Source organism: Methanomicrobia archaeon, from assembly GCA_016930255.1.
Taxonomy (GTDB): domain Archaea; phylum Halobacteriota; class Syntropharchaeia; order Alkanophagales; family Methanospirareceae; genus JACGMN01.
This window is the reverse complement of the sequence record JAFGHB010000019.1, coordinates 1-16,627: the sequence shown is the minus strand read 5'-3', so window position 1 is coordinate 16,627 and position 16,627 is coordinate 1. Positions and strand designations below refer to the sequence as shown.

The window sequence follows — 16,627 nt, the reverse complement described above, 5'->3', positions numbered from 1 at the left end:
AGCAGAGGGAGAAGCGATGGCGCGTTCACACGGAGAGAGGAAGAATACGAGGAAGAAGTTGAGTAAGAGAAAGCGGGAGCGAGGGTTGTCTCCCATAAGCAGAGCCATTCAGAGCTTCGCACCTGAGGAGCGGGTGCATATCCGTATAGACCCGAGTGTGCATAAAGGCATGCCGCATCAACGATTTCACGGCATGACCGGCACGGTAAAGGGCGAGCGAGGGAGAGCGTACATCGTTGAGATTTCAGACGGCAAGAAGCAACATAAAAAGGAGCTCTTTATCCGTGCGGAGCATTTGCGCTTGCAGGAGTGACCGCACCAAATATTTGACGCTATTCTTCTCTTATTTTCGTTTTGCAGCCCGCAACGGTGACAATTTTTGAGTGCCGATTTTGAAGTGAAGTTGCGCCAAGACCAGTTACGCTAAGAATTCTATGGGCCCGATGCGATCCATCTGCTGTAGCGGACGGATCCTTAGTTTTATTACACACCTTGCGGACAAAATAATCATAAAAGATTTTTTTGATTTTTGAAATTACTTCCGCTTTTTCCTACAAAAGCGAAGAAGCGAAGGGGTCATCGGATGTATGGTGTGTTTGGAAAAAAAAATTGGGGGGAGAATGAAACCTCTTTTTTATCAGTACCATTTTATCGCTGGAGCACAATCGTTATATCGATTGCCATCAAAGAATTCTGTGCACATAATTGTTCCTCCGGTTGCATTGAATTGAATGAGGGTTCGTAGATGATTTGTGGATATGAGCCCGTGTGGATGGTGTAGTTGCAGGTATCGTTTTTTTAGGGCATGAATGTCTCGTTGTCTCGTTAAACGGGATGTTGCTGGGGGGGAGAAATCTCCTTCATTTTGGATGTGAGAAGAAGAGTCGAAGGGGGAAAGAGTCCCTAATTCCATCTCTATTACAAATTTTCTCCAGCATAATTTGACCAACCAGTAATTACACCACTATATGAATGGTCACAGATAATGTATCTCCCCGTAAATCACGAATAAGGTGACTAGCGTTGTTCCACGCGCATCTTCGATCATATCGCAAATGCTTATAACCGCGGAAATCAAATATGGTTCTGAAAAAGGGGAGAGAGGTTAGTTATCATGGAAGGCAGGCATGAATTGGCATCGAAGCTGAAAGGAGAGAGCCTGGTCAGAAAAGGGCTGCTGCAACGGTATGAGAACCGAGAACAGGTGAGGATTGCACCTCAGCTCAATATTGTCAAGATCGGGGGTCACGGAATCATTGATTTTGGAGCGCCGATAGTTCTTCCTCTTGTCGAGGAGATCGGTAAACTCTCGAAGGAGCTTCAGCTACTCGTCGTCACCGGCGGTGGTGTGCGGGTTCGTCACATCCTTGATATCGGACTCGACCTTGGCATGCCAACGGGCGTGCTGGCGGAGCTTGCGGGCAAGATCAGTGAGCAGAATGCGATCATGCTGGCGGTTCTGCTCTCAAAGTACAACGCATTGAGAATTCACGTCGCTGATCTGTTAGAGATAACCATGCTCCTTGCGATGCATATCCTCCCGGTCATACATGGCACGCCACCCTATGGCCTGTACGAGCATCCGCCGGAGATCGGGATGATTCCACCACACCGGACCGATACGGGTGCGTTCCTTATCGCAGAGGTGCTCGGAGCAAAGAATTGCATACTGTTGAAGAACGTTGATGGGCTGTATACCGAAGATCCTTTTAAAAACCCCGATGCCCAGCTCATCGAAGAGATCACCGCAGAGGAACTCATGGAGCTGGATCTGGAAGACCTCGTTCTGGAGCGGAAGGTTGTTGAACTGCTCCGGGATGCGAACAACATCCATGAAGTGAAGATCGTCAATGGTCATAAACAGGGCACGCTTACCAAGGCGCTTCGCGGGGAAAAGGTCGGCACCATCATCAGGTCTGATTAACTGTTATAAATGGAGTGAAGAACAATTCAGCACTAAACCTGGACAATCGCTCTGTCTGAAACGGGCTTATTCAATCAATCCTCTGAATCTACCGATTCGGTTTTCTTCTGGAGCTCACTGAAGAGTTCGTGTCCGAGAAGTTCTTCGGTCTGTTCCCTGTACGTGGTGCTCGCCAGGTATTCGATTAATTTGCGCGTCCCTTTCGGAGTCGTCGAGATGCCCACCCGTTCAACCCGGGTAATCAAGCCCTCCTTCTCCATCATTGCGAAATAGGGGAGTATATAGTAGTGCGGTACGTTGAGATAGTCTGCCAGTTTCCGTGTGGTGGGAAATTGTATAGCAATTGAGCCCGCAATGAAATGGATGGTGATGCACCGGTCAACACCGAGCAGGATCTTTACCGCCGCCTCAAAAATATCCGCTTCGCTCAATGATTCCATTCAGTTTCTCCATAGATAGATAGTATAAAAAAAATGAATGGGGTTTATCCCCCATCACTCTTTCTTGCTGCCTCGCTCCTCTTCAGGCACGGCATGGAGATAAACAAGCTCGGCACCAACATCCTTTGCAATCTGTTCAAGCTCGGTCTTTCTGAAGTGAGTCCCCTCGATCTTCAGGTGTGTGCCATCACCTGCTTTATTCGTTACGGCAACAACCCTGAACATTGGCTGCTTGACGCCACTTCCTACTTTCGTTCGCTCTCGAACATAGATTTTTGCAGTCATTTTTTACCACCTCCTATCAATAGATATACCAATTGGTATATAAAAACTTATGCTTTTTTCTCTGGCGGAGGCGCGTACAAGGTACGATATGGAAGATTATCCATAGTTTTCCCGCGGCGTTTTTGCTGGAATGTCAGAATACAATTATTCGCGCACTACGTGTGCCGAGGTCGCTTTGAAGGTTGCATAGACCGTGTCGCCCTGCTGGAGTTTGAGCTCAGCACGAGATTGCTTGGTAATAAGCGCGATAAGCTCGGTACCCGATTTACTGACCAACTCGACAGTAATTTCATTCTCTTGGGCCCTCTAGTTTTCTATCTCTTTGGTCACCACAGTTCGTAGTTCTTCCGGTAGCGCGCTCACATTATCTGCTTCGGAAGGTATCGTGGGCTGATTCGTACTCCGGAGTACGCGCTGGCCCTCTTCACTGAGCACGAAGTTCACGAACTCCTGCCCGAGTTCTGGATTCGGCGCGTTCTTCGGGACGGTTATCCCATAGAAAATTGGTCTACCAATCCGCTCGATATCGACCGACGAAAAACGCTGAAAGCCGAGATTAACCTTGGCCTTCTTGTAATTCTCGCTGTATTCTGGTGAGCTCAAATCGATCTCTGGCGGTAACTCCACGTAGCGCAGTTCATGCTGCTCAGCCACACTCTTGTACTCGAAGGCGTAGTCAATACCGCCGTATTCGAGCAGTGCTAAGAGCTGCACACTTCCTCCCCTAATCGCGAGTTTATCCCCCCGGGGCTCAAATACTTCAGGTGCAACCACTGTGTAAACACAGTTTTCTTCGATCATCGGTATCGGAGGCTCGAAATTGCTTCCAATCACTTCGTCAAAGATCGTATCATCTTCGTAATACAATTCAGCGAGAGGAACCACCATCAGCGTTCGATAGCCACAGGCATCGAACATGGGATTTGAGAACCCAAATGCCGCATCCGGCCGGGCAAGGATCTCATACCAATTTGATTCGTTGATCTCATCGGCATACAGGCTCTTATCGGTGTACGCAATTACCATCTGATTCGTTGCGAATCGCACATACCAGTCCGCATACTCGGGATACATCATGTCCGGCACCAAGGAGTCGTCGGCAACGGCAAGTACATCGTACTCTTCATGTATCTCGGTTATATGCCGAATCGCCTGGATACTCCCGTGCCCCTCGAGCAGCACGTCCACATCGGGATGTGCGCTTTCAAACGCCTTTTCCATCTCCTCAAACGGGATAATCAAACTCCCTGCATAGATCACTTTCACTTTACTCTTTTCTTGCGCTGGCGATATGCAGGCTGCGCTCAGCACCACCGCAGCAATGAGTACCATCGCGATATGGTATTTCATTTTGATCATGTTTCTATGAAGTGTTCGTACTCGCTGGTGTCCGCACTTCGATTTCATCCACCCATTTCACCCAGTAAGAGCCTTCGGTGAGATAGTCGCCGCGCGCGGAGACGATCGCAATTCTGACCGGTCGCCCATCATAGTCGGAGAGTGGTGCACCATCTTGCTCATACATCAGGATCATCGTCAGTTCGTCGTGTGGCACTTCTCTAAACGTTGTTTGGTCGAACGTGCGGAAATTGCCGTTGACCTGATCGTAGCTGAAGGCCATTAAATAGCCATCGGGTGCCGAAACCCAAACGGTGTTTGAGGCATCAATTCCACCAACGAGCTCGCCGAGTTCTTTTATGGGAACCCCTTTGCATTTATAGGGGCCATTTACAATCCCCACCGTGGTAAAGAATCCGCCATAACCCTCATAGGGCGGCAGTGCTTTGAGTTCATCAAATGTCAGGACTCGCGCGTCGCCTCCGCTGCCAATCAGCGTCACATTCCAATCGATGTGCTCTTCCGGCGCTCCAAACGGATTGAGATACGCAACTGCTGCTAGAGCGCCGATACAGACCACTGCAATGGCGATGAGAACCAATCTAGAGACGCTACGACCCTCGCTCATCTATCTTGCCTCCGTAACGCATACGTGACCACTGCCAAACCTGCGAGGGCAATGGCGATCTCAAAGCCGGGTATTGATTGAGGCGTCGGTGTGGGCATCGATTTGGCAGGATCACCGTGCTCACCGGTATACCCGCCCGTGTAGATCCGAATCTCATCGACCCATTTCACTGAAAATCCGTTGGTCGAGGGGTAGAGTTCATAGAAATGGTGCGTCTTTTCAGGTAGGCATTCGTGCATGTCCCAGTTGCCAAATACGTGCGTGCCCTCCGTATTCGTGCTCGTGTCAGCAAAGAAGACAAGCCGCATGCCCAGCGCGTAGTCTGGCGGATACCCCGCTCCCTGCCGTTCCCCAACATCACTATCCTCGCCGCAATACCAACACAAACCGATTGGACCCTGGCGAGGCGGCGGCTCGTAGACATTTGCGTAGCCAAATTCCACGTGGTAGCCATCTGGCGCGTGAATCATCACTTCATCATCAGGCTCCATGCCTCCGACGAGCTTACACAAATCCTTTACGTCCGTTCCCTTCACTGCACCTTTATCCTTAAAGTTCGTCGTCTCGTTAGGGTCCCACTTATCACCTTCAAAGACCGGGCCCTGATGGTAGTAATGCGTGACACCATCCCCGAGCACTGGCAGATTGCCCTCCATCCACTGGTACGTTAGCGTCGTTTCGTTTACGATCGTTCCGTTCTCTGCATACTTTATCACGCGCACTTCCGTTGTTGGATCTGCATGAACGAGAGCCGTTGCACAGACCAACAGCAGAAGCAGCAACGTAAATCCAAATATCATAGTTCGTTTCATTTTATTTTTTCCTCCTCTTAACAGTGTAAACGACAACGAGTAACCCACAAACGGCGAAAAGTATATCAAATCCTGACAGAAGTGTCTCGTCAGCATCTGGTGTTGGTGTTCCTTCGTGAGGACTAGGCGGTGCGGTTGGCGTTGCCACAGGCGTTTGTGTTGATGTCGTTGTTGGAGAAGAAGCCAGCGAAGGAGTTGCCGTTTCGTTCTTCTCTTTCTTCTCACCTGTTATCGCGAAAAGCGAAAAGTGTGGGATCTCAGCCTCCAAAAAAACAGAGGTATTATCCTCCCAAACGTTGGAAGTAGCAAGCGTAGTCCATCCATTCCCCTCATTGTATTGGCTAAGCGTGATCGTTGTATCGTTTATATCGTTATCAATGACCCACGATTTCGCCACTTTGAACTCAACCGTTCCTTCTATGCTCGTACTCTCGGCGTTTTCGAGGGTAATATCAAGATAAGCGTAGGCTATGCCTGAAGGTTCTGGGATATCAACAGCCTTTTCCACGCGTTCCACTGTCACCGTTACTTCGTTTACCGTGGTATCTGCTTTGAGCGTAAGCAGTGAAACATCCATACCTTCGAATACCATCGCAACTTCCTCGCCGGCATTCAGCACAGGAACGGATCGCGATGCTTTCGTCACCGTGGGAGCCGTTTGGGTGGGTGTAGGTGTCGGCGTCGGGGTAACTTTCGCACTTGAGCCCCCGCTGCTACCACCGTCCCCTCCATCGCCATCTCCACCTCCATCAACTACCGTTACTGTTGCCGTTCCTGTTACGCTCCCATGAGCAGCGCTAATAGTTGCAGTTCCAGAGGTAAACGCTTCAAATAAGCCAGTATCGTTAACGGTGCCGATGTTCTCATTACTGCTCGTCCACGTAAAAATGACACTCGACATGGCATTGCCATTTCCATCGAGCGTTGTGAAGTACCTTTCGTGTATTATCTGCTGATGCAAGCCCATTCTGCTCGTATAGTTATACATTTCTCCGGTCCTTCCGTTTCTTCATGAAATAGCCCAATACGACCAGCGTAACGGAGATGGCGATCGCAATCAATATGAGCAGCCTGGGAATCTCCGTTATCTCTGCTAGTGGTGCGGGTGAAGCGATTGACGTCGGTGCCAAGGACGTGACGGGTGGTGTCCCCGTTGGGCTGGGTGGTTCACCGGGTGTTGATGTTACCGTTTCTTCGAGCGGTGTTTCGGTGGACGTGGGGCTTGGCGAAGTGAACCAAAACAGGCCGTCACCTCCCCCACTCCTGCCCCCACCACCAGACGTGGGTTTCGGCGTTGGCTCTTCAGATTGGCTGATCGTAACCGTCCCGTTGGTTACCGTTACCGAACGTGGATTTTCTGTATAATTGAAATAATCCCCCAGATCTCGCACGGTGATGTTCAACGGACTTTCTTGCGTTGCCTCGCCGACTGCGCTGAAGGTAACATTGGCAAAAATTACCGTACCACTATGCGGTGTCGCGGCATCCAACGCAACGATTTGCACGATACCGGTAGCATTATCAACGTTCCAAGCCTGAACCTTCAGAGCATCCCCCGTTCCGTCCGTCACCCCGGTGACGTGAACGACCGCGGGATCATAGGAAACGTCAATCGTGCCTGAGCCGAGATTCATCACTCTACTGATTATAAGCGGAAGTGTCACGCTGCTATTCGGCGCTACCTTGACCGTGCCGATACTGACAATCGCCGTCTGTGCAGCGACCTGCAATACGAGCACGGCGAGTACAAGGCAAAGCAGCCCGATCCTTCTTGCCATTCGTCTCATTTTTGGTTCACTTTCTCCTTGGATGGAGAGCGTAGCGATATTCATTCACGCACCCACCTGCGCAAATGAGTGCCTCCCTCGCTCTGCTCGATCTTATGGTGCCGGTATCGTTTCTGGGTATGTCAAGTGCTTAGCTATGTAGAGCGCGTCGCCCGAGGTAAGGCGCCCATCACCTTCTGCCGGCACGATGTCGGCGACAAGCAAATCAGGTGCGGGTTCCTTTCCCACGAGGTACTTTGCTATGTACAGCACATCTCCGGAGGTGATAACATTGTCACGCATAACGTCGCCCCGCCTCAGCACCGTGACCGAAATTGCAGACGTATTAGCGTTACCGGCTGTGTCTGTTACGTTAACGATCAGCTCGTTCGTGAGATTGACGCCGGTCTCGTAGGGCGCGTTCACGCTTACCGTCCACACATCCGTGCCAGCGATCCGCTCCAATGGCTGGCTCTCGAACAGGCTGAGTGCGGAGAGGTTGACGGTAACGCTGGCGATCCCCTCGGGCAGGTTGTCAATCGCGGTAACGTTCAGGCGTGTGTGGTTAGTGCCGGGAGGCCGTAACCGGCCGTTGTCGTTAAGGATCGTATCTCGGGAGAGCGTGAGCACCATCGTTGGCTTATCATTGTCGGTAACCGTAATAGTAAAGGTAGAGGAATTGACCGGGCCGTTTGACTCGGCATCATCGATCGATAGGTAATAAAAGATCTCTCCGATCTTATCGCTCGCAACGGGGACGTTATACGGGGTGTTATTCGCAATGGCCGCGGACTGCCAGTAGCCGTCGACGGGCTTGTAGAAGAGGCGCGCGTCGGTGACTCCGATGTTGTCGCGGAATTGCGCAGTGATCGGCACGTCTTCGCCCGTTGTCGTGCTGGTATTCCCAGTTACACCACTGATCTCGGGCGGATCGTTGTCCGTAACCTGCAGGGTAACGGTTTCGGTACTATTCGCGTTCCCTTCAGCGTCTTTGAATGTGCAGTTGTAGTGGATGTCCGCTACCCTATCCAGTGGAACGGCAATGGTATAGTTATAGTAGTCGCCGTTCTTTGTCATCGTATATTCGCCGCCATCGACGGTTATGCTGTAGTTCGTAACAGCGACATTATCGGTCACGAAGATACTCACCGTGGCGGCTTCGCCGGTCGTGCCAGCTTCAGGCTTCGCGATCCATATATACGTGGGTTCAGTTGCGTCCTGGATGGTGAACGACCCGTTACTAACGAAATGCGGGATCGGCGAATAGTTGCCATAATACTCCAAATTTCGCACGGTTATGCTCAATGGACTGACGTCGGTCTCATTTCCGACCGCTTTGTAGGTGACGTTGGCAAAGATGACGTTGCCACTATGCGGTGCCGTAGCATCCCAGGCGACGATATGTACGATACCGGTAGCATTATCAACGTTCCAGGCCTGAACCTTCAGGGCATTCCCCGTTCCGTTCGTCACCCCGGTAACGTGAACTACCGCGGGATCATAGGAAATGTCAATCGTGCCTGAGCCTAGGGCCGTCACGTGCTCGATCATGAGTGGCACCGTAATGCTTTCATTCGGCGCCGCGGTAACATCTGCAATAGATACCCTAGTTGACGGTGGTGCTGAGGTCGTAAAGTTCCAGGTAAATACGGACGACAGGTTGTTCCCTGCGAGGTCTTGTACAGCGGTTGTGATCGTTGCCGTGTGCGTTTCGTTGTACTCGAGGTCGTGCGCGGGGTCAAACGCGACGGTTCTCGTTACGGAGTCGTAAGTAACCATGCCCGCTATGGTGTCGGTGCTATTCTCAAGGCGAACGGTCGCGTTATTCAGCTTAGAAGCGTCTATTGGCTCATTGAAGGTCGCAGTAATAGCGGTGGTCACCGACACGTTCAGTTCGCCCGCGAGGGGTGTTGTTGCCACCACGGTTGGCGGAGTCGTATCGGTCACCGTCCACCACCATGTCAGTCGGGCAGTACCGTTCGCATTCGTGGCGCTGACTGATACGTTCCAGTAACCTGCCAGAGCGCTTGTATTAGTATAACGACAGGGCGTATCGGCGGGCACGCTCGTGTTCGTCTGCATAATCGTTCCATTGATCAGCCACGTCACGTCCACCGTTTGATTGATGGTGATAGTAAACGTTCGCGTCGCACCTGCATCGTCGGCTATCTCAGTTTCGAACGGATCCCACGACGTTATATTTGGGCCACCGGGCGGTGCGGGTACTGCAAGCCTAACAACCCGTGTTCGCTCATTGTTCGACCAATCGATATCTTCAGGGATGCTCGCGTTGACGGTAATCGTGTACGCGCCCGGCGCGAGTCCCGTGGTATCCCAGGGATCTCCGGTAGCCGTTTTAGACTCGCCGACTTTTATCGTCCACGTATGCGTGTCTATAACCTCGGACCACGTTGCATTCTCTGCCTTGACCGTTATGTTTACCGTTTCATTCTCATTGCCATCGTTCACGATCGTGTAGCGGATCTTGTAGGTCTCGCCCCGCGTCAGGTTCTCATCGGCTCCTACGACGTCCGTGCCATCGCGGGTAATCGTTACCCCATTCACCGCGCCGGCATAATCGGTTGAGACCTTGATATCATGTGCGGCCAGGGTAAGATTGACGTTGAACAGTCCGCCATTCGCTACATCATCCGCCGAGATTTCGCAGGATGTTGTATTCGATCGACGGCCGTCAGGAGAAGTGGCATTAAACTGCAATACCTCTCCGGCAGCTACATGAGCGGGTGCGGAAAGCGTGAGCCGGTAGTAGTGAGCGCTTTCATCTCTCTCCGCAGACCATACCGCGCTCGTGTTCAGATTTGTGATAGTAACAAAGGGGTCGTCGCATGAACTGCCATTGTGGTAAAAGACGTACCCGTAAACGAGGAATGGTTGGGCTGGCTGTGAATCCGTCGTTTCAGCGGTTCCGTTCGTTGTGTTAACATCGTCAACTTTAGAGCCATCAGAATCGCTCAGGGTGACTTCTTCGAATCGAAGCTCGCTCATACCTGGGTATCGTACTTCAAATTCCAACGTTGCGAGTACCCCGGGGTTCGTTACCCCGGTGGTCTCAGGGAGCTTTCTCGATTCGCCATAATCGATGATACCCTGCACATTGTTGAGTTCATTCGATACAATGAGCGTATTATCGCCGAGAAATGGCCCTTTGGTTTGGCTGATCGCTTGCAATACGAGGGTATCAAAGTGAAGAGTATAGTCAGCGGCGTACATCTCGGTGCCCTCCGGATCCACGGTGATATTCACCGTAAATTCGTCTCCGGGCGAAACACGTCGATAGGACGGTTCAACGCTTATCGTTGCCGCTGAAGCCATCTGCACGACAATGCCTGCGATACCGATGAGCAACAAGACTCTCACCACATTCTTCATTTTTTATGGTTAGCCTTCCTCTTTCCACAGCCTGAACGCCGGTATCCACCCCTCGTGCATGAGGCCATTTGCGTCTCTGAACTCGTCGCACGTGATGGCCCCTCCCGTCACGTTATGTTGTGCCTCTGCCGGAGGCACGTGGATAATCTGGGGATACGAGTCCGTACGAATGGTATAATTATAAGCGCTACCCGGATTGAGTACGAACATCGTGTTGAAGGTAAGGTTATGCCAGTCACCTTCGTATCCGGCCCACGTTGCTACTGCATCGACGTCGTCGCCCCAAAGACGGGCATATTCGATATGGCCGCCAGTGCCTGGGCAAGAATACGTGTATATCGTGTTAGCCTCTATTGGACGGTCAGGTTTAATCGTTCCGTTATGCACGCCACTAATACTGGGATAAGGATCGTCTGACGCGCCAGTGTCAAAGCTAACCGATTCGTTTTCGAGGGTGATGTTGAAGTTGAAAAGACCACCGTTATTCACCTCTTCCTGGGTTGTTGTATGCTCGGTGACGTTTGGTTCGCTGCCGTAGGGGCCCGTAACGTTGAACTGTAATATATCCCCGGCATAGATATCCTGACCGTGCGTGAGCGAAAGCTGATAGTAGTGAGAAGAAGCTGACGTTTCCGCGCTCCAGCTTTCGCTGGTGTTAAGATTCGTTATCGCCACCGTGGGATTTTTGCAGTCAGTTCCGTCATCGTAAAACGCATAGCCGCAAATCAGGAACGGATAAGGCGGTGTTTCTATTTCTAAGGTGCTATTGCTGATGGTCACCGGGATCTTATATCCTGTCGTGTTACTTAACGTAGCCGTTTGAAAAAGGAGCCCTGCTCTGCCTGGAGCGCCGGTGGTCTGAAATGCAATGCTGGTAACCGTGCCCTGGGTGGTAACACACCCCTCATCAAATATAGCTTCTGCATAATCAATGAGACCGAGCGAGTTGTTAATACCCTCCCCGAATGACATCGTGGTGAACCCGTCGAAAAAATCCCCCGGGGTTACGGAGCTTGCGGTCACCAGCGTCGTGTCAAAGAGGATAATATATTCAAGACCCATTATTTCAGCGCCGTTCGGATCAAGCGAGACATTCACCGTGAAGTTCTCTCCGGTTTTTACGTTTATACTCGATGGCTCGATGCTTATTGACGCACTCGATGCCTGTTCGCGGGCTGCTAACGTATCACAACCAATCGGTGCAAAACTACAGAGCACGATGACCGCGAAGACAATGGCGAGAGTTCTTTTCATTCTCCACGACGCCTTCTGTTCTTTTTACGGGTGAGAACGGCTATGACGAGTATGCAACCAAGCGCGAAGAGCGCTTCAAAGCCCGGTATCGCTCCCGATGGTTCTGCTGAAGTCTGGTTGGTTTCAGTGCCAGTGGTGGCAGAAGGCTGTGCGATGGGCACAGATGAGGCATCTGGTGAGGAAGAAGTTGGGGTTGCACTAGACGATACGGTACTCGTTGGTGTGGGCCCGGCCAGAAGAGTTGTAGGATAATGCATCTTCTTCCACTCGTCGAAGCCGCCGAGCATGTTGTAAACGTCCTCGAACTCTTGCTCGACGAGGTCATCACACACGGCTTTACTCCCACTGCCCGATTGATCGTAAACCATAATCCGCTTCGTTTTATCCAGTTCCTCGAGTCTCGTTGCCACCTTAGTCTCGGGGATATTCAGTACCTCGAGTCCGGGCATGTCGATGTGTTCACTGCTATACTCCTCCGCCGTGCGGATATCCAGAAGAATAAAGTCGCCAGGTTCCTCTTGCAGCGTTTCGTACGCCTGTTCAACGGTGATCGGGTTCACGGAGGGATAAGGTGGCGTCGAAGACGACGAGGACGAGGAGGAGGATGAGGAGGTATCACCACCCTCATATTTCACCGAGAAGACTCCGTTCGTTCTCGTGACCGGGCTAAGCTCATTAGGCGGATCATCCGAGTCAACGAGCTTGACATCACTAAAGACAAGATGACTCGTCCCTGAGGTACCAATAACCTCGAAGGTGACGGTCGCCAATACGCCAGAGGCGGTCACCCCTTCCGGGACCCCCATTCGACTTTCTGCATACTCGAGTTTTCCGAGCGAGTTATTGATCACATTTGCCACGACAGTCGTGGTCTTGCCATCCTGACTTAAAAGCGTCCCCTGCGCTTGCGCGGTTGCATTGAGTATGCTCTGGTCATAATATAAGACGTATTGAGCACCGTAGAGTTCAGCGCCGGCTTGATCCACGGTGATGGAGATCGTAAACGTATCTCCCCGCTCAGCGTTAACGCTTGCAGGGTTCACGCTGATACTCGCTCCCTGTGCGGCCTGCACACTCATACCCGCCACTACCCCAAAGAGTAGAACGAACGCTGCCAATCCAGTCACTATTAGCCTATTTTTGTTCATTTTTCATCACATCACCTTTCTTTTCGCTTTATTTACTCCAGTTCGTTATCGAGCGTCTTTTCGATGCGCCCTACCGGGCTCTTGCCGATCGATATGCGATATAGCATCATTCGATATAAAAAAGCTTTCGATTTTTTTTCTTACCATGCTGTCTCTCTCCAATTAGCACCCACAATGACGGCGTCCAGGATATCGACGATACAGTCGTTATTCAGGTCAGCCCCGTCTGCTTGCGGATCGTCCCAGAGGTAGCCGCCGGACACACGTGCATTACAGCTTGTCCGCCACTGCTTCCCTATCCATACCGCATCGAGGATGTTGACCTCCCCATCGCCATTTGCATCGCCGGGAATATACACGGCAATCGGTATGACGGTGGTATTCAACAGTCCCCCGCTGTCGCTAACCGCAAGGACGGTGTAGAAAGGTTCATAACTCCCGTCTGCCCACCGATAGCTCTTATACGCATGCTCTACGGTTTCTCCTGCGGAAGCGGAGCCGTCTCCGAAGTCCCACGCATAAGCGGTGATCGCGTCACCGTCGGGATCATGAGAACGGGAAGCGTCGAAGACCGCGATGCTCTGAAATGGTGAGTGGACGTTATTATAGCGGTGCGCCGAGATGCCAAAGCCAATGGGAGGGAGGTTGATGTATGCCATGCTGTTTTCAACCGTCGCGGGTATCGAAGTCTCAACGGTGCCCGCCTCTTTTAGCTCGTTGATGCTCACCTGTAGTGCACCGGTATCACCATGTTCACCAACCGCTTTAACCGTGAGTTCCGCCAGCGTGATATCGCCGTTCACGCCATCGCCATAGTCCATTCCACCTATCCGGACAACACCCGTGGCATTGTTTACCACCGCGTGAAGGAAGTCAAGATCACTGTTCGTAACGGCAGTTACCTGAACCAGCGATGGGTCGAACGTGAGATTAATATCTACTACGCCGAGGTTGATCGCGTTGGTGATCGTGATGTGGGTTGTGGTCTCTTCACCGGCCGTGGTAAAGATGTCATCAATCGATAGTGTCGTTGCAGCAGCCGGCGCGACGATGAGAAAAATCAGAGCTACCACTGTTCCAATTGACCTCAGGCCACCTGTTGGGTTCCTTTTCGATTCCTTTTGCGTCTTTTTCATTCTTCTTTCTTTCACCTCCTTTCATTCAGTGCAGTAGTTCAAAGCCTGATTCACCAAGCACGTGTTTTGAGAGGTACATGGCATCGTACAGTGTTACCGCGTCGTTCCCGCTTACCTCGCCTATTGCCTCGTTCATCGCTTCGAATTCGGGTTTGCCAAGCAGATGCTTTGCGAGATACATCGCGTCATACAGGCTCACTTCCCCGTTCTCACTCACATCGCCGTTCCGCATGGCCGTCACCTGGATCTGAGTAGATGCGTTGGCGTTCCCAAATATGTCGGTCGCGGTAATCGTGAGATTGTGGAGTATGTAGCTCTCATTAATGCACAGCGCCGACCCTTCTGCTGCACGAATGGTTACGGTCCAGACGTCCGTGCCGGGGATGCGCGTCATGGACTGCTCTGGCGAGCCACCGAGTGCCGAGAGGTTGATGACAACGCTCGCAACGCCGCAATCGTCGGTTACCGTGACGTTCAAAAGCGAGGTCTCACCCCACCGCGGATCTGAGTCGGTATCTTCAGGAATGCATGCCGGGTTCGCAGTTGGGTTTGTTGCCACGGGTGGTGTGAGTTCTGTTATACTGAACGTTCCGTTCTCCACGGTTACGGGGATCGTGTTTTCCTCAGGACCTGCCTCCTTCAATTCGAGGACCCGAATTCCGAGAACGGACGCTTCCCCTCCGTTTCCAACGGCCTGTAACGTGACGTTTGCAACACGGACCTGCTCATTCAACCCGGCTGAAGCGATCTGGTATGCGCCTATGCGTGTTACGCCTGAGGCATTGTCAATAGAAGCATCCATGAAATCAAAATCGCTCTCGTCCACCGCGATCACGTGAACTACCGATTGATTATATTCGAGGCGTATGTCGACAATTCCGACGTTGATGATGTTACGAATGACAATCGGGATGGTAACAATCTCTCCTGCCAACGTGCTTGCGTTGCCGATGCTGATGAAGATCTCGGCGAATGTGGTAACGTTGTATTCCGGGCTCTGTGCGGCGTTGCTGCTCGGGTCGGTGCTGTTAACCACGAAATAATAGGTCGTATTCGGGCGGAGCCCGGCGATTGTGAAGCTGTGTTGCATTACGTACGATGCGTTAGAGGCCGTTTCGATGTAAGTTTCAGGTTGCGTACCGTACTTCACCACGCTATCGCTCGGCTCATCGGTCTCCCACGCGATGACAACAGAATCTTTTCCGGTTGATACGCCGCTGACGTTCGTTATGAGGGGTGGCGTGAGGTCGGGCGGATACAGGGTGAAGTTTTGCACAAAACCGCCGACGTCCATCTCTGCTTGCGAGACCTCGTGGTTTACCTGCGTGGCGTTCCCGATGTCGTCAGTGACATAAAATTGAAGTTCGTCTCCCGCACCCACGTGCGCGAAATTCGTTAAGAGCTGGTAGTAGTTCGAGCTTCCATTGGCGTCTGCACGCATAACCTCACCCGTGTTGAGATTTGTTATCGTCACGTTTGGATTATACACCGGAGTGCCGTCCTCGTACGTGACAGACCCCGAGATATTGAAGTGCGTTCCTTTGATTTCCACGGTCCCGCCATTGACCAGAATACCGGAAATACTCCCGCCCAACGGGTCGCTTAGGAGCACATTGCTCAAACTTAAACTGCTTGTACCCGCTTCCATCGCCTTGAACGTGATGGTTGCAAGGGTTCCGGAATCGATGACCCCGTAATCGATGCCCATTCGAGTTTCGCCATAGCCGACCAGGCCAAGGGTATTGTTAAACTCGTTGGTGACGACCATGGTTGTTGCACCGTCCTGGCTGAGGAACGAGCCGCTTACCTGTTCAGTCGCATTCAACAGAAGAGGGTCGAAATAGAGATCATATTGTGCGCCCATCACCTCAGAGCCCATGGGCCCGACCGTGACGTTCACGGTAACGTTATCACCCTGCCAGACCGTTTGCTGTGAAGGTATAACGCTGATCACCGGTGCGGCAAGTGCGGGCTGTGACAGTATTATGCACAGCACGACCAGTATTATAGTGCCAACCAATGCCGTTTTATTACTCGTCATTTTTTCATTCTTTTTAACCTCCTTTCTAGTATCACCACGCAGTATGCCTCCAATTCGCACCGATGACAACGGCATCGAGGATGTCGATCTCGCAGTCGTTGTTGAGGTCCGCGCCGTCTTTCTGCGCCCAGTGCTCGTCTTGCTCTGCGAACCAGAGGTAGCCGGTGCACTCAGTAGCGCAGGGATTTTCGGGATCTGCAGGCGCAGGACATTCTTCACGCCAGTGCTTGCCGACCCAGACGGCGTCGATGATGTTCACCTCGCCGTCACCGTTTGCATCACCGGCGATATAGACGGTGATGGGGAACTCGGTCGAGTTCGTCTCCTCCGGACAGCCGTCGTCCGTTACCGTTAAGAGCACGGTGAACGGATCGTACGCTTCGGTGGTCGTGTTCCAGAGCCAGGACTCGTACTTGTGCTCCTTGCACGTGCAGTTATCAACCGGCAGGCCTTCTGACGTGCCGT

The 16,627-nt window shown here is 51.9% G+C and carries 16 protein-coding genes; 2 read left to right on the top strand and 14 right to left on the bottom strand.

The genetic code is table 11. The features are described 5' to 3' along the window. The first annotated feature begins 16 nt into the window (after positions 1-16). Positions 17-313, top strand: coding sequence for a 50S ribosomal protein L21e (locus JW878_02820; protein MBN1762002.1), 297 nt, complete (start codon positions 17-19; stop codon positions 311-313). 801 nt (positions 314-1,114) lie between these two features. Further along, on the top strand, positions 1,115-1,924 hold the full coding sequence (locus JW878_02815; GenBank protein MBN1762001.1) for a uridylate kinase: 810 nt from the start codon (positions 1,115-1,117) through the stop codon (positions 1,922-1,924). 74 nt (positions 1,925-1,998) lie between these two features. On the opposite strand, the gene JW878_02810 is transcribed toward JW878_02815, so the two are convergent. The 14 genes from JW878_02810 to JW878_02745 all read right to left on the bottom strand — a co-directional run. After that, positions 1,999-2,364 carry a hypothetical protein gene (locus JW878_02810; GenBank protein ID MBN1762000.1) on the bottom strand — a complete coding sequence of 122 codons (366 nt, stop codon included), beginning with the start codon at positions 2,362-2,364 and terminating at the stop codon, positions 1,999-2,001. A 54-nt stretch (positions 2,365-2,418) separates the two neighbouring features. After that, a complete protein-coding gene (locus JW878_02805) occupies positions 2,419-2,649 on the bottom strand; it encodes a hypothetical protein (GenBank protein ID MBN1761999.1) in 231 nt (76 codons plus the stop codon). 144 nt (positions 2,650-2,793) lie between these two features. Next, positions 2,794-2,925, bottom strand: a complete 132-nt coding sequence (locus JW878_02800) for a TOBE domain-containing protein (GenBank protein ID MBN1761998.1) — start codon at positions 2,923-2,925, stop codon at positions 2,794-2,796. Between the two features lie 30 nt (positions 2,926-2,955). After that, entirely contained in the window at positions 2,956-3,999 is a 1,044-nt protein-coding gene (gene wtpA, locus JW878_02795) for a tungstate ABC transporter substrate-binding protein WtpA (GenBank protein MBN1761997.1), read from the bottom strand. 13 nt (positions 4,000-4,012) lie between these two features. Next, the gene (locus JW878_02790) at positions 4,013-4,615 is read right to left on the bottom strand and encodes a molybdopterin-dependent oxidoreductase (protein MBN1761996.1); all 603 of its coding nucleotides are present in this window, start codon (positions 4,613-4,615) and stop codon (positions 4,013-4,015) included. Continuing rightward, positions 4,612-5,427 carry a PGF-CTERM sorting domain-containing protein gene (locus JW878_02785; GenBank protein MBN1761995.1) on the bottom strand — a complete coding sequence of 272 codons (816 nt, stop codon included), beginning with the start codon at positions 5,425-5,427 and terminating at the stop codon, positions 4,612-4,614. The genes JW878_02790 and JW878_02785 overlap by 4 nt, the downstream gene beginning before the upstream one ends. A 1-nt stretch (position 5,428) precedes the next feature. Continuing rightward, entirely contained in the window at positions 5,429-6,415 is a 987-nt protein-coding gene (locus JW878_02780; protein MBN1761994.1) for a PGF-pre-PGF domain-containing protein, read from the bottom strand. Further along, positions 6,408-7,214 (bottom strand): hypothetical protein, encoded by an 807-nt coding sequence (locus JW878_02775; protein ID MBN1761993.1) that lies wholly within the window; start codon positions 7,212-7,214, stop codon positions 6,408-6,410. The genes JW878_02780 and JW878_02775 overlap by 8 nt, the downstream gene beginning before the upstream one ends. A 93-nt stretch (positions 7,215-7,307) precedes the next feature. Further along, on the bottom strand, positions 7,308-10,583 hold the full coding sequence (locus JW878_02770; GenBank protein ID MBN1761992.1) for an Ig-like domain-containing protein: 3,276 nt from the start codon (positions 10,581-10,583) through the stop codon (positions 7,308-7,310). A gap of 9 nt (positions 10,584-10,592) precedes the next feature. Beyond that, positions 10,593-11,837 carry a hypothetical protein gene (locus JW878_02765; GenBank protein ID MBN1761991.1) on the bottom strand — a complete coding sequence of 415 codons (1,245 nt, stop codon included), beginning with the start codon at positions 11,835-11,837 and terminating at the stop codon, positions 10,593-10,595. Beyond that, positions 11,834-12,985: a hypothetical protein gene (locus JW878_02760; protein MBN1761990.1), complete on the bottom strand. Its 1,152-nt coding sequence runs from the start codon at positions 12,983-12,985 to the stop codon at positions 11,834-11,836. Before JW878_02760 ends, JW878_02765 begins: the two co-directional genes overlap by 4 nt. Before the next feature lie 140 nt (positions 12,986-13,125). Beyond that, a complete protein-coding gene (locus JW878_02755) occupies positions 13,126-14,121 on the bottom strand; it encodes a hypothetical protein (protein MBN1761989.1) in 996 nt (331 codons plus the stop codon). A gap of 25 nt (positions 14,122-14,146) precedes the next feature. Then, the gene (locus JW878_02750; protein MBN1761988.1) at positions 14,147-16,162 is read right to left on the bottom strand and encodes a fibronectin type III domain-containing protein; all 2,016 of its coding nucleotides are present in this window, start codon (positions 16,160-16,162) and stop codon (positions 14,147-14,149) included. 31 nt (positions 16,163-16,193) lie between these two features. Beyond that, on the bottom strand, positions 16,194-16,627 hold a 434-nt coding region (locus JW878_02745), incomplete at its 5' end, for a dockerin type I repeat-containing protein (protein ID MBN1761987.1).